The 26,332-nt window shown below is 65.5% G+C and carries 21 protein-coding genes; 12 read left to right on the top strand and 9 right to left on the bottom strand.

Annotated features, from left to right (window positions below):
- Positions 1–1,133: 1,133 nt before the first annotated feature.
- Positions 1,134–1,787 (top strand): GNAT family N-acetyltransferase, encoded by a 654-nt coding sequence (locus AC1DBN_RS12160; protein ID WP_477723292.1) that lies wholly within the window; start codon positions 1,134–1,136, stop codon positions 1,785–1,787.
- 493 nt (positions 1,788–2,280) lie between these two features.
- Here AC1DBN_RS12160 and AC1DBN_RS12155 read toward each other — a convergent pair whose 3' ends face one another.
- The 7 genes from AC1DBN_RS12155 to AC1DBN_RS12125 form a co-directional block, all read right to left on the bottom strand.
- Positions 2,281–2,778: a hypothetical protein gene (locus AC1DBN_RS12155; RefSeq protein WP_477723291.1), complete on the bottom strand. Its 498-nt coding sequence runs from the start codon at positions 2,776–2,778 to the stop codon at positions 2,281–2,283.
- Between the two features lie 243 nt (positions 2,779–3,021).
- Complete coding sequence (locus tag AC1DBN_RS12150; RefSeq protein ID WP_477723290.1) at positions 3,022–3,627, bottom strand: ATP-binding protein; 606 nt, start codon at positions 3,625–3,627, stop codon at positions 3,022–3,024.
- A gap of 164 nt (positions 3,628–3,791) precedes the next feature.
- Positions 3,792–4,526 carry a hypothetical protein gene (locus tag AC1DBN_RS12145; protein WP_477723370.1) on the bottom strand — a complete coding sequence of 245 codons (735 nt, stop codon included), beginning with the start codon at positions 4,524–4,526 and terminating at the stop codon, positions 3,792–3,794.
- Positions 4,527–5,591: 1,065 nt separating this feature from the next.
- Positions 5,592–7,253: an HNH endonuclease signature motif containing protein gene (locus AC1DBN_RS12140; protein WP_477723289.1), complete on the bottom strand. Its 1,662-nt coding sequence runs from the start codon at positions 7,251–7,253 to the stop codon at positions 5,592–5,594.
- A 57-nt stretch (positions 7,254–7,310) separates the two neighbouring features.
- Entirely contained in the window at positions 7,311–7,655 is a 345-nt protein-coding gene (locus tag AC1DBN_RS12135) for a hypothetical protein (RefSeq protein WP_091723237.1), read from the bottom strand.
- Between the two features lie 229 nt (positions 7,656–7,884).
- Entirely contained in the window at positions 7,885–8,157 is a 273-nt protein-coding gene (locus AC1DBN_RS12130; RefSeq protein WP_477723288.1) for a hypothetical protein, read from the bottom strand.
- Between the two features lie 191 nt (positions 8,158–8,348).
- Positions 8,349–9,344 (bottom strand): patatin-like phospholipase family protein, encoded by a 996-nt coding sequence (locus AC1DBN_RS12125; RefSeq protein ID WP_477723287.1) that lies wholly within the window; start codon positions 9,342–9,344, stop codon positions 8,349–8,351.
- A gap of 439 nt (positions 9,345–9,783) precedes the next feature.
- Here AC1DBN_RS12125 and AC1DBN_RS12120 point away from each other — a divergent pair, with 439 nt between their 5' ends.
- The 7 genes from AC1DBN_RS12120 to AC1DBN_RS12090 all read left to right on the top strand — a co-directional run bounded on the left by AC1DBN_RS12120 (position 9,784) and on the right by AC1DBN_RS12090 (position 18,131).
- The gene (locus tag AC1DBN_RS12120; RefSeq protein WP_477723286.1) at positions 9,784–10,683 is read left to right on the top strand and encodes a MurR/RpiR family transcriptional regulator; all 900 of its coding nucleotides are present in this window, start codon (positions 9,784–9,786) and stop codon (positions 10,681–10,683) included.
- A complete protein-coding gene (locus AC1DBN_RS12115) occupies positions 10,653–11,750 on the top strand; it encodes an NAD(P)-dependent oxidoreductase (protein ID WP_477723369.1) in 1,098 nt (365 codons plus the stop codon). Before AC1DBN_RS12120 ends, AC1DBN_RS12115 begins: the two co-directional genes overlap by 31 nt.
- 71 nt (positions 11,751–11,821) lie before the next feature.
- Positions 11,822–13,369 carry an aldehyde dehydrogenase family protein gene (locus tag AC1DBN_RS12110; RefSeq protein ID WP_477723285.1) on the top strand — a complete coding sequence of 516 codons (1,548 nt, stop codon included), beginning with the start codon at positions 11,822–11,824 and terminating at the stop codon, positions 13,367–13,369.
- An 8-nt stretch (positions 13,370–13,377) separates the two neighbouring features.
- On the top strand, positions 13,378–14,691 hold the full coding sequence (locus tag AC1DBN_RS12105; RefSeq protein ID WP_477723284.1) for a M20 family metallopeptidase: 1,314 nt from the start codon (positions 13,378–13,380) through the stop codon (positions 14,689–14,691).
- Positions 14,688–16,064, top strand: coding sequence for a DUF3100 domain-containing protein (locus tag AC1DBN_RS12100; protein WP_477723283.1), 1,377 nt, complete (start codon positions 14,688–14,690; stop codon positions 16,062–16,064). Before AC1DBN_RS12105 ends, AC1DBN_RS12100 begins: the two co-directional genes overlap by 4 nt.
- 122 nt (positions 16,065–16,186) lie before the next feature.
- Positions 16,187–17,422, top strand: a complete 1,236-nt coding sequence (locus AC1DBN_RS12095; RefSeq protein WP_477723282.1) for an NYN domain-containing protein — start codon at positions 16,187–16,189, stop codon at positions 17,420–17,422.
- 172 nt (positions 17,423–17,594) lie between these two features.
- A complete protein-coding gene (locus AC1DBN_RS12090; protein WP_477723281.1) occupies positions 17,595–18,131 on the top strand; it encodes a flavodoxin domain-containing protein in 537 nt (178 codons plus the stop codon).
- 7 nt (positions 18,132–18,138) lie between these two features.
- Here AC1DBN_RS12090 and AC1DBN_RS12085 read toward each other — a convergent pair whose 3' ends face one another.
- Positions 18,139–18,990, bottom strand: a complete 852-nt coding sequence (locus AC1DBN_RS12085; RefSeq protein ID WP_091723248.1) for a hypothetical protein — start codon at positions 18,988–18,990, stop codon at positions 18,139–18,141.
- 19 nt (positions 18,991–19,009) lie between these two features.
- A complete protein-coding gene (locus AC1DBN_RS12080; protein WP_091723250.1) occupies positions 19,010–19,948 on the bottom strand; it encodes a LysR family transcriptional regulator in 939 nt (312 codons plus the stop codon).
- A 242-nt stretch (positions 19,949–20,190) separates the two neighbouring features.
- On the opposite strand from AC1DBN_RS12080, the gene AC1DBN_RS12075 reads away from it, so the two are divergent.
- From AC1DBN_RS12075 to AC1DBN_RS12060, 4 genes are all read left to right on the top strand, one after another.
- A complete protein-coding gene (locus AC1DBN_RS12075) occupies positions 20,191–21,351 on the top strand; it encodes a PrpF domain-containing protein (protein WP_314214951.1) in 1,161 nt (386 codons plus the stop codon).
- Positions 21,352–21,363: 12 nt separating this feature from the next.
- Entirely contained in the window at positions 21,364–22,821 is a 1,458-nt protein-coding gene (locus AC1DBN_RS12070) for an SLC13 family permease (RefSeq protein WP_390896688.1), read from the top strand.
- A gap of 334 nt (positions 22,822–23,155) precedes the next feature.
- Positions 23,156–25,012 carry a BCCT family transporter gene (locus tag AC1DBN_RS12065; protein ID WP_477723280.1) on the top strand — a complete coding sequence of 619 codons (1,857 nt, stop codon included), beginning with the start codon at positions 23,156–23,158 and terminating at the stop codon, positions 25,010–25,012.
- A 208-nt stretch (positions 25,013–25,220) separates the two neighbouring features.
- Positions 25,221–26,318 (top strand): DUF6226 family protein, encoded by a 1,098-nt coding sequence (locus AC1DBN_RS12060; RefSeq protein WP_477723279.1) that lies wholly within the window; start codon positions 25,221–25,223, stop codon positions 26,316–26,318.
- Positions 26,319–26,332: the final 14 nt, after the last annotated feature.

The following is a 26,332-nucleotide window of genomic DNA, read 5'->3' as shown; positions in this document are numbered from 1 at the left end:
GCAGGCTTCCTGCCTTCTCGCCGGTTGCCAGAGGCCGTTCGGGAATCCATCGGTGAAGCACCGCTAACGTCTTGCACTACAGCGTGATGCGGGGAACCAATGCCGGCTATGGGAGCGAATAGGGCGCCACGCGATGTTCTCACTTGGAATTGAAATAGAACCTGAACTCGTAGCCCGGCAGGCCAGCTGGTTTGCCCCGGCTCGCCAGCCGTTCCTCGTCTGTGAGAGAAACACGGACTGGACGGGTACAGATCCTTTGAATGGAGAACTTCAGGCTGAGCTCAGGGATACCTTCGAAATCTACGGCGTGCCAGACGGTGTGGTCTGCGTACTTGCGAGTGAAGAGGAATTCACCGCCCTGGGGCAGCGTACCCGCGCGGATCTTGTGCGTAGACAGTTCAACTTCGGACGGGAAGTGGTCCCGACCGTGCGAAGCGCCCCGGCCGCCGTGCGCGAAAAGGTAACCAAGCAAGCTGATGGGCATCGCTTCGTGTGGTGGCCTTCGCTTCTACAGGGACACCAGGAACATGTCCTGGGCGACTACCTTCGGTTCGGACGGCGGCCCAGCCGGCATGGTGAGGTCACCGCCAGCATTTGGGAGAACGCACATCCGACTCTGCCGGGGGCCAGGGCACTGGCAGGCACCTTCCCACACGCCAGCGGGCCTAACTGCTTCGGTACCGTCATGGCTGCAGCTGGACGGTACGACGCTGCCGAGGTGTGGATGCGGCAAGCGCCGTTCGAGGACTGGCTCTCTGCCGTCGCCGTCCCAGGTGGACATGATGACGATCCCGGAACATTGCTCATCTGGCGCTCACCCAGCGGCGTAGCCCAACATGCTGCAGTCACGATCGGGGGCGGCTATGCACTTCACAAACCGTCGCAAGGTTGGATGAGCCCGAGGAAAGTACTCACTGTCCGGGAAGTCATCGCGAGCGCCAGGCAACCGGGCCGTCGGCTATCTCGCTACACTCTCAGCGCCACCTAGAGGAACCCGTCCAGAAGCAACTGGCAAAGGCCCAGAGGGAGTCGCAGGTTCATGTCGCGGGCTGGCTCGTTGAGTTGTTGCCGGCGTTGTCGTCGCTAAGTCGACAAACCCGGCATGCTCATTCCCAGCTGACATGATGAGAAGCATGGCTGCTTCCCGTCCCGATCCTCAGGCACGTCTTGAAGGCGCTATCGTCGTTCTTCGCGGGCTGACGGAGAATGATCTCCCCGACCTGTTCACAGCCATCGGAAGGCCCGAGATATTCGCTGGCGGCTGGGGTGGAGGTATGGGGGCTTACCGAGAGGACTTCGAGCAGTGGTCGGAGTTTTTGAACCAGTGGTTGCCCTTGCAACAAGGCAACGTGTACGCCGTTTGCCTGCGTTCACTGGATGACAGGGTGATTGGAACGACCACGCTCGGTGATTTCGACTTGCAAAATGAGTCTGCGCACATCGGCTGGACAGCTTACTCCCCGGAAGTTTGGGGAAGCGGGGTGAACGCTGACGCCAAGCGACTCCTGCTATGTACGGCTTTTACCCATGGATTCGAGCGGATCCGGCTGCAGGCCGACGTGTTAAACGCCCGGTCCCGGGCGGCGATTGAGAGGATCGGCGCCCAAGAAGAAGGCGTGCTCAGGCACGTCCAGCGGCGGGCGGATGGCAGTTGGCGTGACACGGTCGTCTATTCCGTTCTGCGCGAGGAATGGCTCCATGTACGCAGCGTTCTCGATGAGCGGTTGGCCGGCAGACCGGCTGACCACATCTTTACAACGTCTACGTCAGCAGATCACTCACAGTAACCGTGTCGCTGGTCCTGCCGGCGTATGGCCAACGTGTGGACGAGCGGAGGGCGGGGCGGCCCATACTCACATGGTTTGATATTCATATGAAGGTCTGGGTTTGGGGAGCCGCCGGAGCATTGCTGTTTTGCACTGCGATAGCTTTGGTCGTTTTCGGTTTTTTGCAACCCGGCGTTTCCTGCGAGGGTGAAGATAGTTCGGCGGGGTGTCCGCCGACGGCCGCCAATGCCAGTCTGTTGGTTGCAGGGATAATCGCGCTCCCCATCAGCGCCCTCTTCATAATTCAGGCAAGAACGATGCACCGGCTTGCGGACAGGATGTCGAGTTGAGCCCTAGCCAGGTAAGCGTGAAGACACACCTGTCTGATCGATGGCACAAATCAGGCGTGACCGTATGGCCCCATACGTGAGCCGATTCTGCCCGGGGCACCCAACCGTCCGATTCGCTCCGCCATTAAGCTCCCCAAGAAATCAGTTGACCGGCAATTCGGCTGTCAGACCTCAGCGCAAGAACGCCCAGATACTGAGGGGTGCCCGAACAGAACGAAGTTCGTGCCGTCATCTTCCAAGACGGAGACGTGCCTCGTGCCGAAAAGAGCAACAACCGATCGGCAGATATCAATCGCGCTCTTGGCCTCTTCGCTAACTTCTGCATCGCGAGGGTGCATAAGACTGGTTTCCACGCTAATTCTGCCCGGCTCAATTTCGGTTACGGACTTTATGTTGCCCCACCAAGGCGCATTCTTCTTGGCCATCTTGAAGTCTGCAGTCTTGTCCCCGCCGTGGGGTGCGTTCGGAATGAAGTCAGGGGGCGCAGCAGTCTGGCTGACTGTGGTCTGGCCCGGCATAGTAGCGATTGACGAAGACTCGGGAGCGGATGCCAGGCAACCACACAGCAGCAGGGCAAAAGGAATAGCACCCAACGCGGCCAATGGGAACGAATTCTCGGAGTCATTTGATTGCCTGAAGTACGTCGACTTTTCCAACTGCATTTTTTTATCCCCCAAGTTGCAACGCCTACAGGTAATAGTGGCGCCCTCAGCATGGGCGCCTTGGTATCTCGCTGTAAAGGACTTCAGCGCGACACAGGTGCTAACCAGAGCAGAAGGGGGTCGAGCGCTGGTGAAGGACCTCTTTTGACGGACGGTCAGGAATTTGCGGTGATCCTAAGAAACGGACGCTGCTTTGGTGGCACGGTTCGCCGCCCCCATCTCCGGCCTCGCTTTTGCCGCCGGCTACGAGCGGAGCGTTGGGAAGCTGTCCAACCAGGCAAGAATCCGAGCCGCTGCCTCCTGCGGTGCGAGGCCGCCGTTGTCCAGCCGCATATGCCGGTGTTCAGCCAGAACGGCGGTTGCTGGCAAAGACTGATCCAAACTGGCATCGAGGTCAGTATTCATGAGAAAACGCTCCATTTCGCGAACATTCGTGTCAGACCAATCCACGTTTCTCTTCGATCGCTTCTCAGCCAGTCGCAGCTCGGTTCGATTCCGTTGCAGCCGCGTATCCAGATCTGCCGCCAGTTCCACGAACGCTACCTCTGCACCCTTTTCGACATAAGGGCGGATGTATTTCCTAAGCTCGTCGGCGTCTGTCTGCAGCTCAAGGCCCCAGACAAATGTGAACAGCAAGTCGGTGCCTGAAAGGGCAGCTTCCTTGACGACCCCCTCCCGCCAATCGGCAAGTAGCCGATTGAACGGCGGTGTCCCGTAGTTGAAAACCTCGAGCAGGGGCTCGATAAGCGCGTGGTTATGGAACAAGCGATAATCGCTTTGCCGAGCGACCTCACGTCCGACGGTCATCTTTCCGACGGCGGGTGGACCGAATATCACGAGCAAGCGCATGCAGTAACTCTGCCACAGGGAGTTGCCGTCATTCCCGCGCTGGAGTGGTCTGTCCAGAAGATCGCAAAGCAGGCGTTTGGGCCCATAAACCCGTGGCCCACCGGACGCTTTAAGCGCCCATTTGGGGATCCTTTATCTTGCGACGGTTAGGGAGCGCTACGGCATCAGCTGGTTACTTGTCGGAGCTTGAACACGATCGAGTCGAAGACGGCTCGTGCCTCTCGTGTCAGCTCCGGATTGATCGATTCGTGGAATTGGACCATCCAGAACATAGCGCGCTGGCCGTGCAGGTTGACCACCCGGTAGGTTTCGCGCTCAGCGACGCTTGAGTACCAGCGGGTGCATAGGTTCGAATAATCTGAGTGAACGCAAAACTGACCGTTGTCGCAGGCTTTGATGTCCACGTCGCCCTCGACGGAGAGGTCGAATTCGACGCCGTGGTAGTCGCCCACCACGACCTCGGCGGGAGGGGTGCTCGCCGTTGACGCCTGCGCCGTCAATGCGTCGACGAACGCCTTAGCCGACGGATCGACCTCGACCAGCGCGCCCTGCCACGCGCATGCGTCCCTCGGCACATGGTCGGAGTGCCACCAGCCAACGAAGACCGCCCTATCACCCGGATGATCGGGGTCGTCCTTACGCAGTCCGTCGCCGTCTTCACTCACCCAGCCATCTGGGACGGTGACCTCGAAATTCTCGGCGAAGCTGGTGACGACGTATTTACCGGCGTCGATGTCGCCGCTGGCAGGTAGCGGTGGGATCGTGGGCAACGCTGGCGCTGTGCGGGCCTCCGTAGAGGGTGCGGGGGATGGCGCCTCGGCGGGGGTGCACGCCGACAAGCCTAAGCAGACGGCCAAGACTGATGTCATGGAGATGAAATGGCGTAGCAGCGCCCGCATGGCGGCCTCCAACAACAAACCTTATGCTGCGGACGTTACGCGCAGCCAACACTGACTGCAAGAGACCCAGCAGCTAACGCACCCCCATTTTAAATAGCGGGAAACGGACGGTGAGTTCCGCCGCCGGCTAGTGTGGTCATCCCTGCTGGTTCGCCATAGCCTCAGGCCCCAATGCGTTTGAAAGTCGCTCTCTGAACTCTGGCCTAACAGAGGATTCGGTGCCGACTGAGAATCCTCAAACGGGCATCCACCAATCACCACGGGAGTCGTTGTTCGGCCGGGGTTGATGGAGAATCGGTGCATGATCAGCACAGCAAAGGTTGACGGTTTCGTGGTTCGAGCGGGGGGTCATTCACGAGTTGAGATCCTACGGTTTCTGCGCAGTGCGGATGTATTGGTCAATGTCCATGCCGAGACGTTGCTCGCTCACCCCGCATTCGACAACCCAGTGCGTCAAAACCTACGAATCGTAGAGCGAACGGTAGAAGAGCTTGGCTTCGCACATGGCGCGGTTCAGTCCCAGATCTTCAGTGCTGCGCGGAACCACGGCCTCGCACTTTGTCCCTTGGTGACGGGCCCTTATCTCCGATTGGCGATGATGGGCCAATCGAACGCCCCGGACTCTGTTTTGTCGGCAGGACGTGCGCCGACCGGAGCGATCCACGTCGCTTCCGAGCCGCTAAGCGAGGACGCGGAGTACCCCAAAGGATTCTACCTTCGGGTCGTGGACGGGCAGGCCTGGCTGAGGGGTTATCGATGCGATGACACGTATGTTTGGGCGCCGCACCATCGGCTCGCGTTCCTATCACCAAGTCGCTAATGACACGCGCGCTCATCTTCTGACCACATAGACCAGGACCAAAGCGCTCACGCAACGCACCCGTTGCTCTTGGCGTTGAAAGCCGGCAGATCCTGGTCGATCCCGGACTTACGGGAGCGAGTCGGGTGCGCCCGGAGCGCAGCGAAGCGGTGGTGGCATGCCGAGGGACGACTGCGTAGAGCGGCCCCCTCGGAATTCGCGGGAGCGCGTTCAGGCGACTTCTGAACGACGTTTACCTGTAAGCGCTAGGCAGCGAGGTACGCAATCAGGGCATCCTCGAGCGGGCTGACGTCCCCGGAGGTGCCGCCACCTACATCGGGAGTTCCGCCGTCAAGGCTTGGTGGCATGGTCGAACTCCCGGCAAGCAGCGCGAGCGGCAGCCGTGGTGGCACCCAGTCCGGTTGTTCCGCCGGATAGTGGCGCCCGGTGGGTGAGGTCCAGCCTGGCGGTTCATTCTTGCTGGCCGGTGTGGGGGTCCAGGCGCTTTGATGCTTGAGCCTGTGGTGTTTGGGGCACAACTGTGCCAAATTACTGACTCCCGTTGCCCCGCCGTGCTGCCAGGCGGTGAGATGGTCGTTCTCATTGTCCGGTGTGTGGTTGCTGCAGCCCGGGAAGGTGCATTTGCCATCCCGCATCCTCAACCAGCGCTTCAAACTCTCAGGGAGCCGGTAGTTCGTCCTGCCGATTTCCAGCGGCGCCCCGTCCCGGGGGTCCACCAAAACCCGGTAAAACGACCCCGCCCCCTCGGCAACGATCCTCCGTGCCACCGACGCAGGGACAGGCCCGAAACCGTCCACTTCCCCTGGTTCGTCCGTAACGCCAAACACTGAGAAAGCGGGGACGGTCATCAAAATGTCAGCCTTCGGCGCCGGAAGCTTTTCCAGGTCCAGCCCGACACAGCCCAGGAGAAGGTTGGCGCTGACGTCTGCCCGGCGCTGACTCAGTGTGCGCGGGTCATCGGGACTCTGCAAACCACGCGCGATGGAGGTGACCTTATTCCAGATTGCGCAGGCATTTTCACCCGGAAGTATCAGGGTGATCCGGCCCATGCCATCAGCCTCGGGGCGATACTCCATGCGCCGCTCGGCAACGCTCAAGGCCCGCCGCACCTCCAGCGAGTCGGGATACTGGCGCTCCCGCCATGCCCGAACCTTCCTGCGGAAGCGCGACGGCACCAGTTCCCCGGGAGCGGCACCACGGGCAGCATGGGGCGCGTCCGGATCGAAGAAGTGCGCTTCCAGTTCTTGGACTCGCGCAGGTTCCAGACCCGCTGTTTCATCAGCGAGAATCCGGGCATGCTGCCACGAGATGGCGCCCGCCTGCAGCTCGGCCAACGCCGCAGGCAAGGAACTCGTCAACGCGTGCGCTTCACCCATCAAGACAGAGGCCGCACCCTCGCCGACGGTGAGTACACATGCGACCTCCGCCACCAGAGACTTCTCACGCGCCGAGGCCTCATAAGCGTTGGCGGCCGGGCCCTCGATCTGGGCTGACGCCTCAGCGTAGGCGGCTACCAGCCGGACCTTCGCAGCCGCCGTGGCAGCTTCGACCCGTGCCAGCACTTCCAGCCCTGCCAAGCACGACTCGGCCAACTCCCCCAACGGGTCACCAGAGATGGGAGCCCCGCTACGGCCTACGCCATGGCTACCGACGCCGTGGTTTCGGGCGTTATCGCTGACGCCGCTGCTATGGGCATTTCGATGGGGGCTACTACCGCGTGAATCGCGGTCGGTGACAACGCCGCAGTGGGTGCCATCGCGGCCAGTGGTGTCACAGCATTCATTGCCTGGTGCCGCCATAGGACCACGCACAATACGGGCCAGTTCATCGACCAATCCGGCCACCGATGCAACGGCAGCGGCCATCGGGGCCTTGCCTCCCGCACCCGTGACCGCTCCGGTTTCCATACCTGAAGCATGGCAGGAGGGTCTGACATTTTGAGTGGGCTGCTCGGCTAGGTACAGCTAGGCGGCGAGCGGCATATCGAACAGCTGCTCGGCCAGCCTGATCAAGTGGCGGGGAGCGTCTGCGTCCTCCCACGGTTCTGCGTGGCCAAGGAACGTGACGGTCCCGTGGATAGTGCTCTCCACGTCCACGCCGGCCTCGCGGAGAAGGACCTCCGCCCGCACGTTATGGAAGATCCGGCCCGACTCATTGCTCAAGTAAGCGCGCCAGTCCTGTCCCGCCAGCACCGCAACTTCCCCTGCCGCTACACGCTGCTGTGAAGCGGCGTCCAACTGCAAGGGCCGGATGTGGACGGGGTGGTTGAGCCTGGCGGGGATCACCAGGGCGTTGAGGAGGGGGTTCATGATTTGCGTCTTTCGTCCATACGCTGACCGCTGATTGCTGGGCGATGTGCGCGGAGCGCCCTGCGCGGATGGCTGCGCGACAAGGCCGTAGCCCATCGCGGAGCAAGGGAGCCATAAGCCGGACGTCGAGCGATAGGCACCGGCTCCGGGCGCCGGAGGGCGGTTGCCGCGCAATGACGCGGGCGGCCAGACGGGGCTAGGAGTTCCCCATCCAGCCGCCCGCGGGCTTTTAGCGCTGGTTCTTGCGCGGCTTGGCGAAATTCAGCTCACTGTGTTCGTGCCTGGCTTTTTTGTCAGCCCGTTTTTCAAGAATCGACTTGCCCGCTTTTTTTGCGGCGCTGCCTTTGGGGGATTTTCCGGACATCGGAATCACGCCTTTCTGTGCTTGCGTTAACCGATACCATACCCACTTTTTATTTTTATGCCAGTCCTGCCGGGAAGCACCCTCCGTCGGAGCACATCCCTGCAACAACGGGCATGTAGGCGTGACTGCTGCCGTCAACCCGACTGACACCTTTCCACCGAAAAGCGCTTGCCAGGTCTTTTTCTGTAAGCGTCGGGTTACAGAAAAAGACCGGCATCGCCCTGGCTTTCCAGATTCTCCAGAATTAGCACAAATTGGGTCATGAAAATCCAAGGAAAATCCCCAGCTGTTAGGCCGCTAAAAACCCACCCAGGACGTTTTCCGGAGAGTCAGCGCCAGAATTCGCCAAGTTTTTCGGCGAGGTCCAGTCCCTGCTGATATCCAGCGCGGGCAGCGGGCGGCCGTAACGACACATCCATCGCATTGGCGCCGAACAGGTGCTCGGAAGCGCTGCCCGGGAAGACCGTTTCCACCCTGCTGCCGCCGGCGCGCAACCCGCTGACCTGCGATGCGAGATGCATCCCCCAGTCAGCCGGGGTCCGCGACCTGCCGCCAAATGGAGAGAGGACGAGCACGCGTGCATATCCCGCTGCCAGGTCGGCATTCTCGGCGTTGGCCCGGTAGCCGCCGTCGATATAGACGCCCCCGCCGGCGCTGTACGCGAACCCGCTGGCGCAGCTGGCGGCCACGGCGTCCACGAGGCCCACCCCACTGTCGCGGTCGAATACCACGGGATGGCCCGTGCGGGCGTCCACCGCCGTGATGAGCGTGTACCGGTCCGGCCACAGCTGGTGAGGCAGTCTTGCCGCCACGGTGGCCCGCCAGCGGCCTGAAGGGTCGTAATCCGCGGCCAGGTCCAGGGCTGCGGCGCCCATTTTGCGGCGCATGTCGGCCACGTCCACGGACTCGGCGATGATCCTGCCCGTCCGCTCCAGGTGGTTCACTACCCCACCGGCGGGAGACGGCCGCTGGGAGCCTGAACCTGAGCCGGCGGAATCCACCTCAAGCCGGGAACCTGCATCCACCGTTCCGGGAGTTGCCCCTCCTGCCGCCGGTCCGGGTGCGGCCGGAGCCGCAGGTACAGCGCCCGACGCCGGCCTGCGGCTTAGGGGCGGAGCGTCAAGGATCGCGGCCAGCAGCTCAGCCGGGGTTGCGCCGGAGAGTTGGGCCGCCGCCGTCGAGCCGGCTGATGTTCCGATAACGAGGTCGGCGTCGGTGACATCCAGCCCGGCCTCGGACAAACCGGCCATGACGCCGATCAGCCACGCATTGCCGGTGGACCCGCCGCCGCCAAGAACCAGCGCCCGTTCACCGGACCCGGGCATTCGTGGGGTGGCATCAATGCCCGCGGTAGAAGTCGCAGCTAGAGGAGGTGCCGAAGCGCCCGAAGGAGAGATCGCCGAAACAGCATCAAAAGGTAAAGAAGAAGGTGAAGACATGGGAGTCGCCTTTCGCGAATTGCCTGATGTGGCGCTCCCGGCGGCGGCTAGCTCAGCCGCGTGATCGTGGACTGCCGGGGAGCACCCATTACGGATACAGCGTTCATGGGTCTCACCTCCTGCAGTCGGGTCACGATCACCGGAATCGTCGCACAACAGACGCCGCTGCGCAATGGCCAAGGTTTTACATTCCCGAAACGAAAACACCTAGCCGCAAACAAAATTGCAGAGTACATTTGATGCAATCAGGTTTGCAGAGTGATCTACGGCACAAGCAGACAAGGCAGGCCAGCAGACCAAACCAGCGTTACAGGACGGGTACACCTTGAACACCAACGCCATCAGCGAGAAGGCCATAGCGGGAGAAGCCGGCGAGGCTGGCACCTCGTCGGGCGCCTGGCTGGGCGATGCGCTGCCGGATGTTCCGCTCACCAAGGCCCAGAGCCGCGTGGTGGAGATCATCACCCGCAACCCGCAGCTCTCTTCCTATGCGGACATCGCCGAAATCGCCCAGCGCGCGGACGTGAACAATTCCTCCGTAGTGCGCACCGCGCAGCACCTCGGGTACCGCGGCTGGCCGGACCTGCAGCGCGAACTCCGCTCCCGCTACCTCGTCATGATCTCCACGGAAGACACCCTCACCGAACACGGCGAGCACCGCAGCCCCCTCCGTGAGGCCATCACGCACGACATCGAAAACCTGCGCCTGACGCTGGATTCCAACACCTCCGAGGAAGCCGAGGCAGCCATTGCGGCGATGGCCGCGGCCAAGTCCATCACCGTCGTCGGGATCGGTTCCTTCGCCGGACCGGCAGGCGTCATGGCCCACCTCGGCTCCACCATGGGCTACCCCATCTCGCTGGAAAACCGCGCCGGTGTCCACCTGGCCTCCAGCACCAACAGCCTGGGCCCCGGCGACGTGCTGGTGGTCATCAACATGTGGCGCTCGGTGAAGCACATCATCATCGCCGCCGAAGCCGCCAAGCAGGCCGGCGCCACCGTCATCGCCATCAGCGACCTCCGCCGCGGCCGCCTGGCTTCCGCCGCCGACCACCTGCTGGTGGTCGCTTCCGAAGGCATCTCCTTCTTCCAGTCGGTCACCGCCGCCAACTCCCTGGTCTACGGCCTGCTCGCCGGCATGGAAGCCGCCCACCCGGAACGCAGCCGGGCTGCTATCCGCCGCACCCAACAGCTCTGGAAAGACCTGGACATCTACCTCGATTAAGCGTCCCCAACCAAGCACGCGCACGTAAGCGGCAACGCCCGGGCAAGAACGCTCCGCGCAAATCCGCACCAGCAAACAAAAACCGCCACAGGAGTACCCGCATGAACGAGCCACAAAACCGCCGCATCGCCGTCATCGGCCTCGGCGCCATGGGCGGAGCCATGGCCGCCACCCTGCACAAAGCCGGCTGGGAAGTCACCGGATTCGACCCCTCGGACACAGCCCGCGCAGCGGCAGCAAGCACCGGCATCAGCACTACTGACAGCCTCGCCGCCGTAGCCGGGACACCCTACGCGGTACTCTCCCTCCCCGCAGCCAGCATCGTGGAAACCACGGTGCCGCAGCTCCTCGCCACCCCGGGCACGGTGGCAATCGTGGACACCACCACGTCCGAACCGGCCACCAGCAAGACCATGGCCGGGCTCGCCGAAGCACAGGGCGCCGCCTTCATCGATGCACCGGTTTCGGGAGGTCGCGACGGCGCCGCAACAGGAACGCTGAGCGCTTTCGTGGGTGCCACGGACGCCGCCCTGGCCGCCGCAGAGCCGGTCCTGCTCGCCCTCACCGGCGGGAACTACAGCCACATCGGCGGGCCCGGCAGCGGCAACGTGGTCAAACTCCTCAACAACGTCCTGGCAGCCGCAAACCTCGCCTCCGTGGGTGAGGCGCTGGGCGTGGCCAAGGCCTACGGCATCGATCCCGCGACGGCGGCCGCCAGCATCAGCGGCGCGTCCGGCGGCAGCAAGGTCTCGGCCAACATGTACCCCAACTGGGTGCTCACCGGCACCCACGATTCCGGCTTCTCCATGGGCCTGATGGCCCGGGACGCGTCCCTCGCCGTGGACATCGCAAAGCAGATCGGGGAGAAACCGGCCCTGCTGGCAACGGTGGCCAACCAGTGGCAGGACGCCCTGGCAGTGCTCGGCCCCAAAGCCGACTTCACCGAGATTGCCCGCACCGTGGCACCCGCCATCACCCCCGCCGGTGCACCAGCCACAGGCACAAGCGCTGGAACAGGCACAAAAGCAAGCGCAGCAACCCCGGACGCCACGTCCCCAGCGGCCTGAATCACCGCCTGAAAGACCATCCCTCCAGCCCCAAAGCCAACCGCCCCAAAAGCCCGTAAGGACACAGCATCTTGAGCAGCACCACAGCACCAACATCCTCCTCGGCGGCCACCGCCAAGGCAGTCCTGGACGCCACCTTCCCCAACGGCCTCGGCGCCTTCGTCGCGGGACGCGTCGCCACCGGCAGCGGCGACGCCATCACCCTCACCGCCGCCGCCACGGGCGAACCCTTCGCCACCTACGCGGACCCCGGCGCCGAAGGTGCCAACGCCATCCTGGAAAGTTCGACGGCGGGCGCCAAAGTGTGGGGCGCACTGAACGGTTTCGAGCGCGCCGCCATACTCCGCAACGTCAGCCGCGCGGTGGAGCAGCACGCCGAGGAACTGGCCATCCTGGAATCCGCCACCACCGGCAAGCCCATCCGGGACGCCCGCGTGGAGGCCGCCAAGGTAGCGGAAATGTTCGGCTACTACGCCGGCTGGGCGGACAAACTGACCGGCCAGACCATCCCCGTCCCGGGCAACTGGCACACCTACACCGAGCGCGTGCCGTGGGGTGTCGTCGTCGCCATCACCCCGTGGAACGCGCCCATGTTCACGGCAGGGTGGAACTCCGCCGCCCCGCTGGCCGCGGGCAACGCCGTGATCATCAAGCCCAGCGAGTTCACCCCGGCGTCGTCCGTCCGGCTGGCCCAGATCGCCCACGGGGCAGGCCTTCCGGAAGGCGTCTTCAACGTGGCTGCAGGCCTGGGACAGACCGTAGGCGCAGCCCTCACCACTGACCGGCGCGTGGGCAAGATCAGCTTCATCGGCTCCGTCCCCACGGGCCGGCGCGTGGCAGTGGCCGCAGCCCAGGCGGGCATCCCGGCGCTGCTGGAGCTTGGCGGCAAGAGCGCCAACATCGTGTTTGCCGACGCCGATCTGGACCGGGCCGCGGACGGCGCCATCTCCGCCATCTTCTCCGGCGCGGGCCAGTCCTGCGTGGCCGGATCCCGGCTGCTGGTGGAACGCAGCGTGCACGCCCGGTTCGTGGAAATGGTGGCCGCGAAGGCCGCCCTCCTCCGCGTGGGCGATCCCCTCAGCGCGGACACCGAGGTGGGCCCCATCATCACGCCGCAGCAGTTTGCCACGGTCACCAGCCTGATCGAGGCGGGAGTGGACGACGGCGGCCGTCGCCTCACACAGGCCACGTTGCCGGAGTCGCTGAGCGGCTCGGCGCTGAAGGGCGGCCACTGGGTAATGCCCACGCTCCTGGACGGAGTCACCCCGGCGAACCGCCTGGAAACCACGGAGGTCTTCGGCCCGGTAGTGGGCGCCGACGCGTTCGATACCGAAGCCGAGGCCATCGCCCGAGCCAACAACACCAACTTCGGCCTGGCCGGCGCCGTGTGGACCTCGGACGTCTCCCGCGCCCACCACGTGGCCCGCGAGGTCAAGGCCGGCACGTTCTGGATCAACTCCTACAAGACCATCCACGTGGCGGTGCCGTTCGGCGGCTTCGGCGATTCCGGCCACGGCCGTTCCTCCGGGCCGGGCGTGCTGGACGAGTACACGCAGGCCAAGGCCATCTGGGTGCCCACCCGCGCGGCCGGCTCCCCGTTCCCGTCGCTGTCCTACTAGGAGGCCCCATGGATACCACCGACACACCCGGCGCTGAACCCGCGAGTACGGAAATCATCGGTACCGAAACAACCGGCACCGGCGCAACCAGCACTAACCCAACCCCGGCGGGCGCCCTGCGCGCGGCCCTGGCGGACGGCGTCGAACGCTGGAAGCCCCAAGTGGAGGCGCTGGCCCGGAACATCCACGGCTACAAGGAAATCTCCTTCGAGGAAGTCCAGTCAGCAGAGGCCATCAGCGCGCTGCTGGAGGACGGCGGCTTCACCGTGGAGCGCGGAACGTCCGGGCTGCCCACCGCCTTCACCGCGAGCGCCGGAAGCGGCGACCTCATCGTCGCGCTGTGCGTGGAATACGACGCACTGCCGGGCATCGGCCACGCGTGCGGGCACAACCTGATCGCCGGAGCTTCGGTGGCGGCGGCACTGGCTTTGCAGCCATATGCGGACGAACTCGGCATCACGCTCAAGGCCATCGGCACCCCGGCCGAGGAGCACGGCGGCGGCAAGGCGCTGATGCTGGAGCGGGGCGCGTTCGACGGCGTGGGGCTGGCTTTGATGGTCCACCCGGTCCAGGACGGGCTCACCTACAACCCGGCCGGGACGAGCGCCCAGGCCGTGGGCCGGTATAAGGCGACGTTCACCGGCAAGGCAGCCCACGCGGCGGCCGCACCGCACCAGGGCGTGAACGCAGCCGACGCTGCGGTCCTCAGCCAGGTGGCCATCGGCCTGCTCCGCCAGCAGATCCCGTCCGACCACCGGATTGCCTGCTACGTGGCCGAGGCCGGGCACGTCACCAACATCATTCCGGAGAAAGCCGTGGTGGAGTTCGAATGCCGCGCCTTCACCCTGCCCGAATTCCATGCCCTGCTGGAACGCGTCCGCCGCTGCTTTGAGGGCGCAGCGATCGCCACCGGAACCACGCTGGAGTATGAGGACACCGAGCCGCTGTATGAACCGCTGCTCCAGGACGACGACCTCGCCGCGCACTGGACCTCCGCGATGGACGCGTTCGGCAAGGACACGTCCCGGTCCTCCGGCCTCAGCGGCGGGTCCACGGACATGGGCAACATCTCCCAGATCATCCCGTCCCTGCACCCGTGGCTGAGCATTCCCGGAGCGGACGTCCCCATCCATTCGCATGCGTTCGCCGCTTTGGCGGACACTCCCCCGGCATACGGCGTGATGTTCGAGGCAGGCACCGCCCTGGCCTGGACCGTCGCCGCCGCTGCCTCAACCCCCACCCAACGGGAACGCTTCACCCAGGCGGCGTACCGCCGTCGTACTTCCCCCCAGGAAGCTGTCACCCAGGAAGGCGCATCATGAGCACTGCCAAAACAGCCCGGACCGATAAGGCCGGCACCAGGCTGACCATCCCCATCGCCGCCCTGGCGTTCGTCATCGCCCTGGCTGTCCAGTTCATTGGGCAGGCCAAGATCGATCTTGGAATCGGCGCCATCATCATTTTCCCCATGGTGTGGGGCCTGATCCTGGGCCTGCTGGTCTCGGTCCAGAAGTTCAAGCCGCTGGGCATCGACCTGCAGCGGGTGGCCGCCGCCCTGGTGGGCGTGGCGGTGCTGCTGCTGGTGGCGCGGCTGGCGTTCAACATCGGCCCCAGCCTGCCCACCCTGCTGAAGGCCGGCCCCGCGCTGCTGCTGCAGGAAGTGGGCCACCTGCTGGGCACCATCGTGCTGGCGCTGCCCCTGGCCGTGCTGCTGCGCATGGGCAAAGCCACCGTGGGTGCCACGTTCTCGCTGGACCGCGAACCGTCCTTCGCCATGGTCTCCGAGAAGTACGGGCCGGACTCGGACCAGTACCGCGGCGTGCTGGCCATGTACGTGTTCGGGACGCTGTTCGGCGCCGTGTTCATCACGCTGCTGACCTCGCTGGTGGCCAACTGGAAGATCTTCGATCCCCTGGCCCTGGCCATGGGCGCCGGCGTGGGGTCGGGTTCCATGATGGCTGCCTCGGTGGCAAGCATCACCGCCGCCTACCCGGGCGACCAGGAAGCAGTGCTGGGCATGGCCGCCGTGTCCAACCTGATCACCACGGTGCTGGGCGTCTACGTGGGCATTTACGTTGCGCTGCCGCTGGCGGACAAGTTCTACCGGGCGCTGACCCGCAAGCAGGAAAGCCGGCAGGCAGTGGCAGCCGGTGCCGCCGGACCCACCGCAGGGCCCAGCGCTGCCGACCTCGAGCGTGAGGCAGCACAGGCAGAGGAAAACCGGCTGTTCCGCGAGCGCGTGGCCGAATCGTCCGCGGCAATCAAGCTGCCGCTGTGGCTTTCGCTGTCCGTGCTGACGGTCCTCGGCATCGGCACGGCGTCGGTGGCGGCCAAGGGCTTCAGCCTCAGCATTGTGGGCGGCTACGCCGTGATGCTGGCGCTGGTGCTGGTCAGCATCGTCCTGGCGAAACTGACCCGGAAGATCTCGGCGATCGTCTTCATCACCACCATCGGCGCCTACATCTCCAGCCCGTGGTTCTTCGGGGCCGAGCCGCTGAACGCCGCCGTCAAGACCGTGGACTTCCTGTCCATCGCCACGGTGATGCTCACGCTGGCCGGCCTGTCCCTCGGCAAGGACATCCCGCTGCTGAAGAACATCGGCTGGAAGATCATCCCGGTGGGCCTGGTGGCCATCACGGCATCCTTCCTGCTCTCCACGGTGATCGCCGAGTTCGCCCTGGGGCTTTGGCACTGACACGCGCACGGCCATAGCGGCACCCAACAGGAGCGGACGACGGCGGGACCTCCCGGCGTCGTCCGCTTCTATGCGTGCAAGCCAAGCTAGTCGCTGCCGGACGATGCTGGCACACTGGCCCCATGAACGAGGCGCTCCCACCCACCCGACGGCCCGGCATCCGCGCCGCAATGTTCGTGGACTTCGACAACGTGTTTACCGGACTGCAGGCCATCGACCCCGCAGCGGCCAAGCGCTTCGCCGAAGACCCCAAGCACTGGGCCGATGCCTTGTCCACCGGTGGATCCGGTGACGGGAACCGCCGCTTCCTGATCCGCAACTGCTACCTGAACCCGATGGTGTACTCGAAGTACCGGACCTATTGGACCCGCGCGGGGTTCCGGGTGATCGACTGCCCGTCGCTGACCCAGCGCGGCAAGAGCAGCACGGACATCAACCTGGTGCTCGACGCCATGGACGCGCTGTCCGGGAGCGTGGGCATCGAAGAGTTTTTCATCGCCTCGGCCGACGCCGACTTCACGTCGCTGATCCAGCGGTTCCGCGCGGCAGACCGGATGACCACCGTGATTGCCGCGGGCGCCGTGGCATTCGCCTACCGGGAGATGGCGGACCACGTGGTGGAATCCCATGATTTCGTTTCCATCCTCACCGGCTCCACCGCGGAGCCGATCCATGCCGTGGGCTCCGCGAAGCAGCGCCAGGTTCCCGCCACCGCCACGTCGAAAACCAAGGCAGCGTCACCGGGGGTCCGCGAGGTGCTGGAGTTCGTTCGCACCGCGCCGGGGCCGGTGGTGGGTGCGATGGTGGCGCACCGGGCACTCGCCGCAGATCCATCCCTGAAGACTGACTGGGGTGGCTTCGGAAAATTCGGGACGTGGGTTTCCCAGATTGGCAAGGACGTGGAGTACTCGGCCGTGCAGGGCGGCTGGGTGTGGGATGCCAAGCGCTTCTCCAGCGAGGACCTGCCCGCCCCGGCCTCGACGCAGCCGGGCGTCGAGGAGCAGGTAGCCCGGGTCACGGACGTGCCGGCGCTGTCGGCAGGCCAGTTCCGGCAGATCTTCCAGGCCATGGCAACCCGCCTCCAGGAGCATCCGGCCAACCGGACCGAGCTGTCCCGGCAGGTCAGGGACGATTGCGTCAGCGCCGGTGAGCCGGTCTCCCGGAACGCAGTGAGCTTCGTGCTGCAGGGCCTCGATGACGCCAACTTCACGCTCACCGATGACGCGTCGGTGCAGGACCTCGCAGGGGCCTGGACGCGGTACGTGGAGGAGCTGTGCCGGGTTGCCCTGCTGGAGTTCGATGCTGCCGAGCAGCTCGCCGTCCGGCGCTGGGCCAGCGGCGGCCTGCTGGACAAGTAGCGGCCACAAGCAACGGAAGCGGACGACGGCGGGCGCATCCTTAGCGTCTGTCCGCTTCCGTTCGGTGACACGTCCGGAAAGCCGTGCGCGCCGAGGACGTTCGGCCCTACGTCCGCGGAGCGGGGCTTGGCAGAGTGGATTCGACAGGCACGCCATCTCGAGGAGGCCGGCGATGAGCAGGATCTACATTCCTTACGGGACCACCGAGGGGCAGACGGCAAAGATCGCCGAGTTCATCGCGGACGTGTTCCAGGCGCACGGCCATGACGCCGCAGCCGCGGACATCAAGGACGCCGGCGATGCCATCCCTGACGGGTACGACGCTGTCCTGGTGGGCGGGTCCGTCCACGTGGGCAAGCACGAAAAGTACGTTGGAGACTTCGTCCGAAAGAACCGCGACACCCTGGAGCGGCTGCCGTCCGCGCTGTTCTCGGTGAGCATGGCCGCGCACGGCGACACCGAAAGCGCCGAGGGCTATGTGGGGAAATTCGAGGACGAGACCGGCTGGCGGCCCGCGCAGGTGGGGCTGTTCAGCGGCGCCATCCCCTACACCCACTACGAGTTCGTCAAACGCCTCATCATGAAGCGGATCGCCAGCAGCCAGGGCTCACCAGACACGGACACGTCCCGCGACTACGTCTACACGGAGTGGGACGGCGTGAAGCATTTCGCGGAGGATTTCCTGGCGCGGCTCCAGCCGGCGAGCTGACGTCCTGTTACCGCGCTGCGGGCTCCGTCGCCTGGTTCTTCGGCGCGCGTGGCGTCGCCTGTTTCGCCTTGGGACGGCGCTTCCGCCTCCGCCGGCGGTGGCCGGGGACGACGAACGGCGGCCGCGGAGCGCCCAGCCTCGGCCCCGACCAGTAGCGCCCGCCGATCAGGATGCCAGCGAGGACGCCGTACGCCCACGCGGCCGGCATTCCCATCTGGCCGCTGGCGCCACCAACGAAAATCAGAGCGAAGAAGACGACGGGGATCACCAGCAGGAGCCCGTTCCTGACACCAAGTCGAGGCGGGAACCGGAAAAGCGCCCACCCCGCCAAGGTGGCCGCGGCCAGAACGGCAACGCTGGCCGGTGTCGGCGAGAGCAGCAGCAGTTGGACAGTTCCCATCGCCAAAAGCACCACCGCACAGGCGGCATTGATGAGCGCAAGCCGCCATCCGCCGTCGTACGTGCCGTCTTCTTTAAGGACGCGCTTGCGCGGCTGCCGGAACTCCGCGCCCGTCCCCCGCCCGGACCAAACGTGGCCCCCGATGATGCCGCCCACCAGGAACCCGACGAACCACGGCGCCGATGCCGGGATGGCCAGCCGGTCCGACACGTCGATGGAAATCAGGGTGAAGTAGTTCAGCAGGAGGGTCCATTGCATCACCACGAAAGCCCTGCCAGATTGCGAGACCACGCGGTACAGCACGAAGGCGTACACCGCGCCGATAGCGAGGAACGGCAGGGTCTCCAGAATCCTGCCTCCGGCCAGCCACGCGAACACTCCGAGCAACACCGCGATCAGGGTGCCGTAGAAAATCCGCCCGGCCCACACGTCGTTCTTCAGTAAATCCTTAACCCCCATAAGTCCAAGCGTAGGTGACCTACAGGTAGTCGCCGGCCCGTTCGCGGGCAATCTCCAGCAGTGTGGTCTGGAAGGCCACTTCGGCCGGGGCGTAGACCTTGTCCTGGCGCTGGGCGAGCAGGACCCGGCGCAGCGGCGCTTCGTCGCCGAGGCTGAGCACGCGGACGTCCGGGTGTTGAAGCGCGACGGCGGTTTTGGGCACCATGGCCACGCCCATCCCCACGCTCACCATGGCCTGGGCTTCCTGGTAGTCGTTGGCGAGGAATCCGATGGCAGGCTCGAACCCGGCGTCGTGCGCGGAACGCTGCAGGACCTCCACCACCGGGTGCGCCTCCGCACGGACAATCCAGGATTCATTGCGCAGGTCCTCCATGCTCACCTGCTCCTTGCCGGCCAGCGGGTGGCTGGCCGCCACCAGGATGACGGTGCTCTCGCGGAACACCTCGGTGACGCGGATGGAGTCGTTCTGGAACCTGTTCCATGGGTAGTCCCACAGCAGGCAGAGTCCCGTCACCCCGGACTGCAGGTCTGCCACGAGTTCGTCGAAGCGGGCGCTGCGCAGCGACAGGCTGATGGCCGGGTACCGCTTCTTGAAGGCACGGATGACGATCGGCAGGAAGGACCCCGCCAACGTGGGGAACGTGCCCACCGTCAGGGCGCCCCGCTTGAGGCCGGCGATCTGGTCCAGGTCTGACTGCGCCGCCTTCATCTGGCGCAGGATCTGGCGCGCGTGGCCGGCCAGCACCTGGCCCGCCTCGGTGGGCACCACCCCGCGGGAACGGCGGGTCAGCAGCGGCTGCCCCACTTCCTGCTCCAGCTTGCGCAGCTGCTGGGACACCGCGGACGGCGAATACATCATCAGGTCCGCCGCGGCCGTGATGGAACCCTGCTCCACTACCTCCAGCAGCACCGCCAGGCGGCGTACATCGAAAAGTTGCGTCTCGTCGTCGTGAAGCATTGCTTTACCCCTTGGCGGAATTGGTTCAAACGGTTCATACGGACCTGCATCCCTGCACTGGCAACGGCCCACCCGACACCGTAAGCAGCCGATCAACCACGCTGAGAGTCTGCAACGGCAGTGATTGAAGCAATGCTACATCCCCCTTCAATTATTGAACATTGTCTTAACTTGTGATCCGGATCAATCTTTTATCAGGGCCCCTCGAAGTACCCGAGGCAATGAGGAGATGTGAAAGACCAATGAAGATCGAAGCAGAGTGGATGCGCGGAGGCACCAGCAAATGCTGGGTGTTTGAAGCCGGCCATCTGGGCGACGGCACCAGCCTGGACTCGCTGCTCCCCCGCGTATTCGGCAGCCCGGACTCGCGGCAGATCGACGGCGTGGGCGGAGCAACCTCCACCACCAGCAAGGCCATGATCCTGCACCGTCCCGACGACGCAGACATCGACGTCGACTTCACGTTCGCCCAGGTCGGCATTGAAGAGGCCGCCGTGGACTGGGGCAGCAACTGCGGCAACTGCTCCGCCGTGGTGGGCCTCTACGCCATCGAAAAAGGATGGGTGGTCCCCACCGGCGACGTCACCAAAATTGTCACCCGCAACACCAACACCGGCCAGGTCATCGTCCAGCGGGTAGCCACCCCCGCCGGCGCCCTGCCCATCGTGCCCGACGCGCAGATGCCGGGCGTCCCGTTCCCCGGCTACCGCGTGGGGCTCGGCTTCCAGGACCCCGCCGGGAAAACCACCGGCGCCCTGCTGCCCACCGGATCAGCCACGGACACCATCACCGCCGGCGGAACCCGCTGGACGGTCTCCATGGTGGACGCCGGCGCCCCCGTGGTGATTGTCCGCGCCGAGGACCTCGGCCTGGACCCCGCCCGGTACGAAAGCTGGCTGCCCGGCGTCGAACTCCAACTCGACACCCTGGACCAGATCCGCCGCCAGGCCGCCGTCCGCATGGGCCTGGCCGCCACCACGGCGAGCGCGGCGCGGGCCATCCCGAAGCTTGCCATCGCCGCAGCCCCTCCTGCGGGTTCAGCTCCGGCGGGTTCGGCTCCGGCAGGCTCGGCTCCGACAGGAGCAGACGCCAGCGACCTCAACGTCATGATGCTCTCGATGGGCCGGCCCCACCCGGCGCTGGCCATCACCGGCAGCATCGCGTTGACCCTGGCGGCCCGCACGCCGGGCACCGTCCTGCACCAGATGACAGGCGGCACCCAGGGCGCCGCGCTGAAGCTGCGGACCCCCGCCGGGGTCCTCGAAACCTGGACCGAAGAGAACGGCGATGGAGTGCTCGTCGGCGTCGACCGCACGGCCCGGACCATCGCCACTACCGTTATCCACCTCCCCGAGGCCCTCGGCAACGCTGCCGCAGAAGCCCTCGCGGGAGCCACTCGATGAGGAGTACCCGCCATGACTAACACCGTGCAGCAGCCCACCGAAACCGTTGAGGAAACCCGGGACCAGCAGTCACCGGAGCAGCGGTCACCGCGCCCCAACCGCCGCCGCCGTATCCTGCTGATGGCGGTGGTGGGCATCACCCTCTTGGGTGCGCTTGCCCTGTTCCTGGCGGGAGGCGTCTTCAACCAGGCGCCAACCGCAGGATCGGAGCCGAGCATGACCGCAGTGCAGATCATCCCGCTGATCATCCTGGTGGTGATGTTCGTCGTCGCCACCAAATGGCCGCTCAACATCGGCGTGATGGGGCTGGTAGCGTCCTTCGGCGTCGGCTATTTCATGCTCGGCATGGATGACAAGGAAATCCTGGCGGACTTCCCCGCCAACATCGTCATCACCATCATCGGCGTTACCTACTTCTTCAGCATGGCGCAGCGCAACGGCACCATCGACATCATCGTCCAGACCTGCGTCCGCCTGGTCCGGGGCAAGACGCTCCTGCTCCCCTGGGTGTTCTTCCTGATGGCCGCAGCCCTGACCTCGCTGGGCACTTTCTCCCCCGCCGCCGTCGCCCTCCTGGCACCTGCTGCCATCGGTCTGGCGTACGAGTCCCGCATCCACCCGGTAGTGATGGGCGCGTTCCTCATCAACGGCGCCCACGCCGGCGGTTTCTCCCCGCTCTCCGTGGCCGGTGTGCTGGTGCACGACATCGCCGTGAAGAACGGCTTCCCCATCTCGCAGGGCGCACTGTTCACCGCCAGCTTCGCGATCAACCTGATCCTCTCCATCCTGACCGTGGTGCTGTTCGCCCTGCTGGGCAAGCTGCGCGAAGGCGACGGCCGGCACGCCGATCTCGAAACCGGCAGCACCGGCCGCCCGCACGGCCAGCAGATCCTCACCCTGGTGCTGATCGTTGCCATGCTGGTCTGCGCGCTGGGCTTCCACATGCCCATTGGCTTCGTGGCCCTCTCCGCTGGCCTCCTGCTGGCCCTGGTGAACATCAAGGAACACCAGACCTTCATCGGCGGGGTCTCCTGGTCCACCGTCCTGCTGGTGGCCGGCATGATCACCTACGTTTCCCTCCTGCAGCACGTGGGCGTCATCGACACCCTCGCCGAGCAGGCCCTCGCCCTGGGCGCCCCGCTGCTGGTGGCACTGGTGCTCTGCTACGTGATCGGCGTCGGCTCGGCCTTCGCCTCCTCGACGGCACTGCTCACCGCATTCATCCCGCTGGCCGGACCGCTGCTGGCCACCAGCTCGCTGAGCGCCTCCGGCACGGTGGCTGCCCTGGCCATCGCGGCCACTGTTGTGGACGTCTCCCCGTTCTCCACCGACGGCGCCCTGGTGGTGGCCAACGCCCGTGAGGACGACCGCCAGCGCGTGTACAAGCAGCTGATGATGTACGCCGGCGGCGTGGTGCTGGTTGCCCCGGCACTGGCGTGGGCCCTGCTGGTTCCCACAGGCATCATGTAAACCCGGATGCCGCTCCCGCACTCCCTTCGCAACAGGAACCCCGAAAGTCGGGCGCAGGAGCGCGCATCCGTCAGCCAAAAGGCAGGACCCACCACGGGTCCTGCCTTTTGGCATTGGTGCGGGACCGCGGGACCGGGCTCAGCGGGTCCTGGCTCAGCCTGTCCGGGCACCGTATGTGTGCGCGGTCGCACACCCCTCCCACCCCGGCTCCGCCATCCCCGGTCAGTAGAGTTGCAGGGCACACAAAGCACCGAACAGACCGATACGACACACGATGAGCGTCCGAAACAGCAGTCTGAGCGTTGCAGAGGGCGCAAAAGGGGAAATTGGGGACATGTCCGCCACACCAGGCACAAGGACCATCAGCAAACCACCGGGGCAGCCGCCCGAAACGGGGACAGCGCCAGCCGGGAAGGCGCCGGACGGGAAAGGCACGGGGCAACCGCCCGGGGCCGCCAACCACAAGGTCACCCCGTGGGTGTTCTGGCCCGCAGCAGCCATCATCTTCCTGTTTGTCCTGTTCGCCACGATCTTCCCTGCGGCCGCCACGGATCTGTTCGGCACCATCCAGGGCAACGTCATCAAGTGGTTCGGCTGGTACTACGTGGCGGCCATTGCCGTGTTCGTGGTGTTCGCCCTGTGGATCGGCCTGAGCCGGTACGGCGACATCAAGCTGGGCAAGGATGAGGACGAACCCGAGTTCTCGGTGATGTCCTGGTTCGCTCTCCTGTTCGCTGCCGGAATGGGCATCGGGCTGGTCTTCTTTGGCGTGGCGGAGCCGCTGAACCATTTCGCCTCCCCGCGCCCGGGCCTGGAGGGCTCGCCGCTGGTCCAGGCGCAGCATGCAATGACGCAGACGTATCTGCACTGGGGCCTGCATGCCTGGGCCATCTACGTGGTGGTGGGAGTGTCCATCGCCTATACGGTGCACCGGCGGAACCGTCCCATCTCCATCCGCTGGACGCTCGAGCCACTGCTGGGCCGGCGCCGGGTTGCCGGCGCCTGGGGCAACGTGATCGATGTTGTGGCTTTGGTAGGCACGCTCTTCGGCGTGGCCACCTCGCTGGGACTTGGCGTCCTGCAGATCTCGTCCGGCCTGGAGCAGGCCAACATCGCCGAGGCCACCACCATGACGCAGATCGGCCTCATCCTCTGCATCATCACGCTGACCATCATTTCGGTGGTGTCCGGGGTGGGCAAGGGCATGAAGTGGCTCTCCAACATCAACCTGATCCTGGCCGGGCTGCTGCTGCTGGTGGTGCTGTTCACCGGCCCCACGCTGTTCCTGCTGCGCGAGTTCGTGCAGTCGATCGGCCACTACCTGCAGAACGTCCTGGGCCTGACGTTCAACACCATGGCCTTCTCCGGCGCCGAGGGTGAAGCCTGGCAGGCAGCGTGGACCACGTTCTACTGGGGCTGGTGGATTTCCTGGGCGCCGTTCGTGGGCATCTTCATCGCCCGCGTCTCCAAGGGGCGCACGGTCCGGCAGTTCGTGGGCGGCGTCCTCCTGGTACCCACCACCGTGGGCTTCCTCTGGTTCTCGGTGCTGGGCGGCTCGGCCATCCACCGCGAACTGTTCGGCGCCGGCGGCCTGGTCAGCGGCGACGGCACCGTGGACACCGAAGGAGCCCTCTTCAGCCTCCTGGGCAGCCTTCCCGGCGGCGGCGCCCTCACCGTAGGCGCCATCCTGCTGATCGCCATCTTCTTCATCACCTCCGCGGATTCCGGCGCGCTGGTGATGGGCATGATTTCCACCGGCGGCGACGTTGAACCGCGGAACTGGCTCCGCATCTTCTGGGCCCTGGCCTCCGCGGCCGCTGCCATCGCCCTGCTCCTGGCCAACGGCCTCGAAGCGATCCAGACGGCCGCGATCCTGACGGCGGTGCCGTTCAGCGTGGTCATCATCCTCATGTGCATCTCCACGGCGAAGGCGTTCCACCTGGAGCACGCAACCCTGATGCGGGCGCAGCGGAAACTGGCCCGCGACCAGATGACAGCCCACGTCACCGAGCACGTGCAGGAGACGATGGCCGATTCGGTCCAGGAGCACTACCAGGAGCATCTGGCAGACCAGGTCCAGGACCAGATCAGCGAAGCCGTGGAGGCCCAGTTGAGCGAGCGGGCGGCCACCGAGGCTTCCGAACCCGATGCACCGGCCCGCGAACCGGTCGCCGGGCGGAGCAAACGCTAGCCGGACTCCGGCAAGTAAGCGGGACAGGAAGCGTACGACGGCGGGTGCCCACCCGGCGTCGTACGCTTCCTCTTTGGTGCGTGGGGCCGCAGCCCGCAACCGGCGCTGGTTCGTAACGCTGCACCGTGCTGGAAGCTCCGGCTAGGATCGCGGCATGGGGTCAACGGGGGAATTGTTCGAGGGAGAACCAAAAGTATTGCCGGAGCCCATGGCGCGCGGCAGTGCGACCTACCAGCTGGCGTCGGACCCGGCTCCGTCCGTCAGGCACCTTGCTGGCTATGAGCCGTTCGTCGAGTTCTGCACGGGCCAGGGCGTCGAGGCCGCGGAGCTTGCCGCGGATCCCGCCAGGCTCTTTCGGTACCTGCGTGACGTCGCTCAGGACATCGCGGCCGACGCAGCCCTCAAGCATGCAGCGGGCGTGTTTGCGGGCAACACGCTGGCACGGGCCAGGCCGGATGCGGAATGGACAGCGTACGAGGGCGCGCCCGCCATGGTGGGAACGGACGAACTGCGGTTCGAAGTGGGCCGCCTGCTCGACGCCCTGCGCGAAGCGGACGAGGCAACGCTCCAGGGGTTCATCACGAAGGTGTCCGAGTGGGCCGGAGACCGGCCCGACGAGCCGATAGTGCAGCCGCAGCCGGCACCCCTGCCAGCAGCCCGCGCTTATGTCCGGCCCGTTCTCCCGGAGGATACGTACTACGCGGAAGACGGCAGCGTCATCCCCTACGGCCGGAGGTGGGGCGACGGACCGCCGGACACGGATTCGTACAGCGTGACCAGCCACCCCGAGAGGTTCGCTGGGCTGCACCTGGTGGCCCGCGCCCTCATCGATCATCTGGCGGCCGTGTACGACGTGGAGGTCCGCGAGGACAATGCGGTGGCTGCAGACCTGGTGGTGGATGTCCGGGATGTGGTGGCCCCCATCAGGGTCATGCCGCGGGCTGCCGGCGCCGCCCCGCTGACGTTTGTGCTGACCGGTTTTCCGGGGGTTGTGGTCCATGCCGGGGTGCTGCACGACTTTCCTTTTCCCGTATGTGGCTGCGATGCGTGCGACGAGACCGTCCAGACGGAGGCGGACAGGCTGGAGCGGATGGTTCTCAGCGTGGCGGCCGGCGGATATGCCGAACGCTACCCGGTGGGACGCCGGCGGTGGCAGGAGTATGCCCTTTCGGCGTTCGACGGTTCCGGCGCGGAAAGCGGCAAAGGCGAGCCCGGCCCCATCGACGAAGCCAGGCTCAGCGAGGCGGAAATCCAGCTCAGGGACGTCCCGGGCGGCTGGGAGCCCTGGCCGCTGCGGCAGCGCTGAGTACCGGGGCACGG

The sequence above is a fragment of the Pseudarthrobacter sp. 10T415 genome, from assembly GCF_056394175.1.
The sequence above is the reverse complement of the archived record's forward strand: the minus strand, read 5'-3'. Positions and strand labels throughout refer to the sequence as shown.

What these genes read in the sequence shown, in the direction of transcription:
- AC1DBN_RS12160 (WP_477723292.1), top strand. Translation starts at nt 1,134, where the DNA reads ATGGCTGCTTCCCGTCCCGATCCTCAGGCACGTCTTGAAGGCGCTATC.
- AC1DBN_RS12155 (WP_477723291.1), bottom strand. Translation starts at nt 2,778, where the DNA reads ATGCAGTTGGAAAAGTCGACGTACTTCAGGCAATCAAATGACTCCGAG.
- AC1DBN_RS12150 (WP_477723290.1), bottom strand. Translation starts at nt 3,627, where the DNA reads ATGCGCTTGCTCGTGATATTCGGTCCACCCGCCGTCGGAAAGATGACC.
- AC1DBN_RS12145 (WP_477723370.1), bottom strand. Translation starts at nt 4,526, where the DNA reads ATGCGGGCGCTGCTACGCCATTTCATCTCCATGACATCAGTCTTGGCC.
- AC1DBN_RS12140 (WP_477723289.1), bottom strand. Translation starts at nt 7,253, where the DNA reads ATGGAAACCGGAGCGGTCACGGGTGCGGGAGGCAAGGCCCCGATGGCC.
- AC1DBN_RS12135 (WP_091723237.1), bottom strand. Translation starts at nt 7,655, where the DNA reads ATGAACCCCCTCCTCAACGCCCTGGTGATCCCCGCCAGGCTCAACCAC.
- AC1DBN_RS12125 (WP_477723287.1), bottom strand. Translation starts at nt 9,344, where the DNA reads ATGCCCGGGTCCGGTGAACGGGCGCTGGTTCTTGGCGGCGGCGGGTCC.
- AC1DBN_RS12105 (WP_477723284.1), top strand. Translation starts at nt 13,378, where the DNA reads ATGGATACCACCGACACACCCGGCGCTGAACCCGCGAGTACGGAAATC.
- AC1DBN_RS12100 (WP_477723283.1), top strand. Translation starts at nt 14,688, where the DNA reads ATGAGCACTGCCAAAACAGCCCGGACCGATAAGGCCGGCACCAGGCTG.
- AC1DBN_RS12095 (WP_477723282.1), top strand. Translation starts at nt 16,187, where the DNA reads ATGAACGAGGCGCTCCCACCCACCCGACGGCCCGGCATCCGCGCCGCA.
- AC1DBN_RS12090 (WP_477723281.1), top strand. Translation starts at nt 17,595, where the DNA reads ATGAGCAGGATCTACATTCCTTACGGGACCACCGAGGGGCAGACGGCA.
- AC1DBN_RS12085 (WP_091723248.1), bottom strand. Translation starts at nt 18,990, where the DNA reads ATGGGGGTTAAGGATTTACTGAAGAACGACGTGTGGGCCGGGCGGATT.
- AC1DBN_RS12080 (WP_091723250.1), bottom strand. Translation starts at nt 19,948, where the DNA reads ATGCTTCACGACGACGAGACGCAACTTTTCGATGTACGCCGCCTGGCG.
- AC1DBN_RS12075 (WP_314214951.1), top strand. Translation starts at nt 20,191, where the DNA reads ATGAAGATCGAAGCAGAGTGGATGCGCGGAGGCACCAGCAAATGCTGG.
- AC1DBN_RS12070 (WP_390896688.1), top strand. Translation starts at nt 21,364, where the DNA reads ATGACTAACACCGTGCAGCAGCCCACCGAAACCGTTGAGGAAACCCGG.
- AC1DBN_RS12065 (WP_477723280.1), top strand. Translation starts at nt 23,156, where the DNA reads ATGTCCGCCACACCAGGCACAAGGACCATCAGCAAACCACCGGGGCAG.
- AC1DBN_RS12060 (WP_477723279.1), top strand. Translation starts at nt 25,221, where the DNA reads ATGGCGCGCGGCAGTGCGACCTACCAGCTGGCGTCGGACCCGGCTCCG.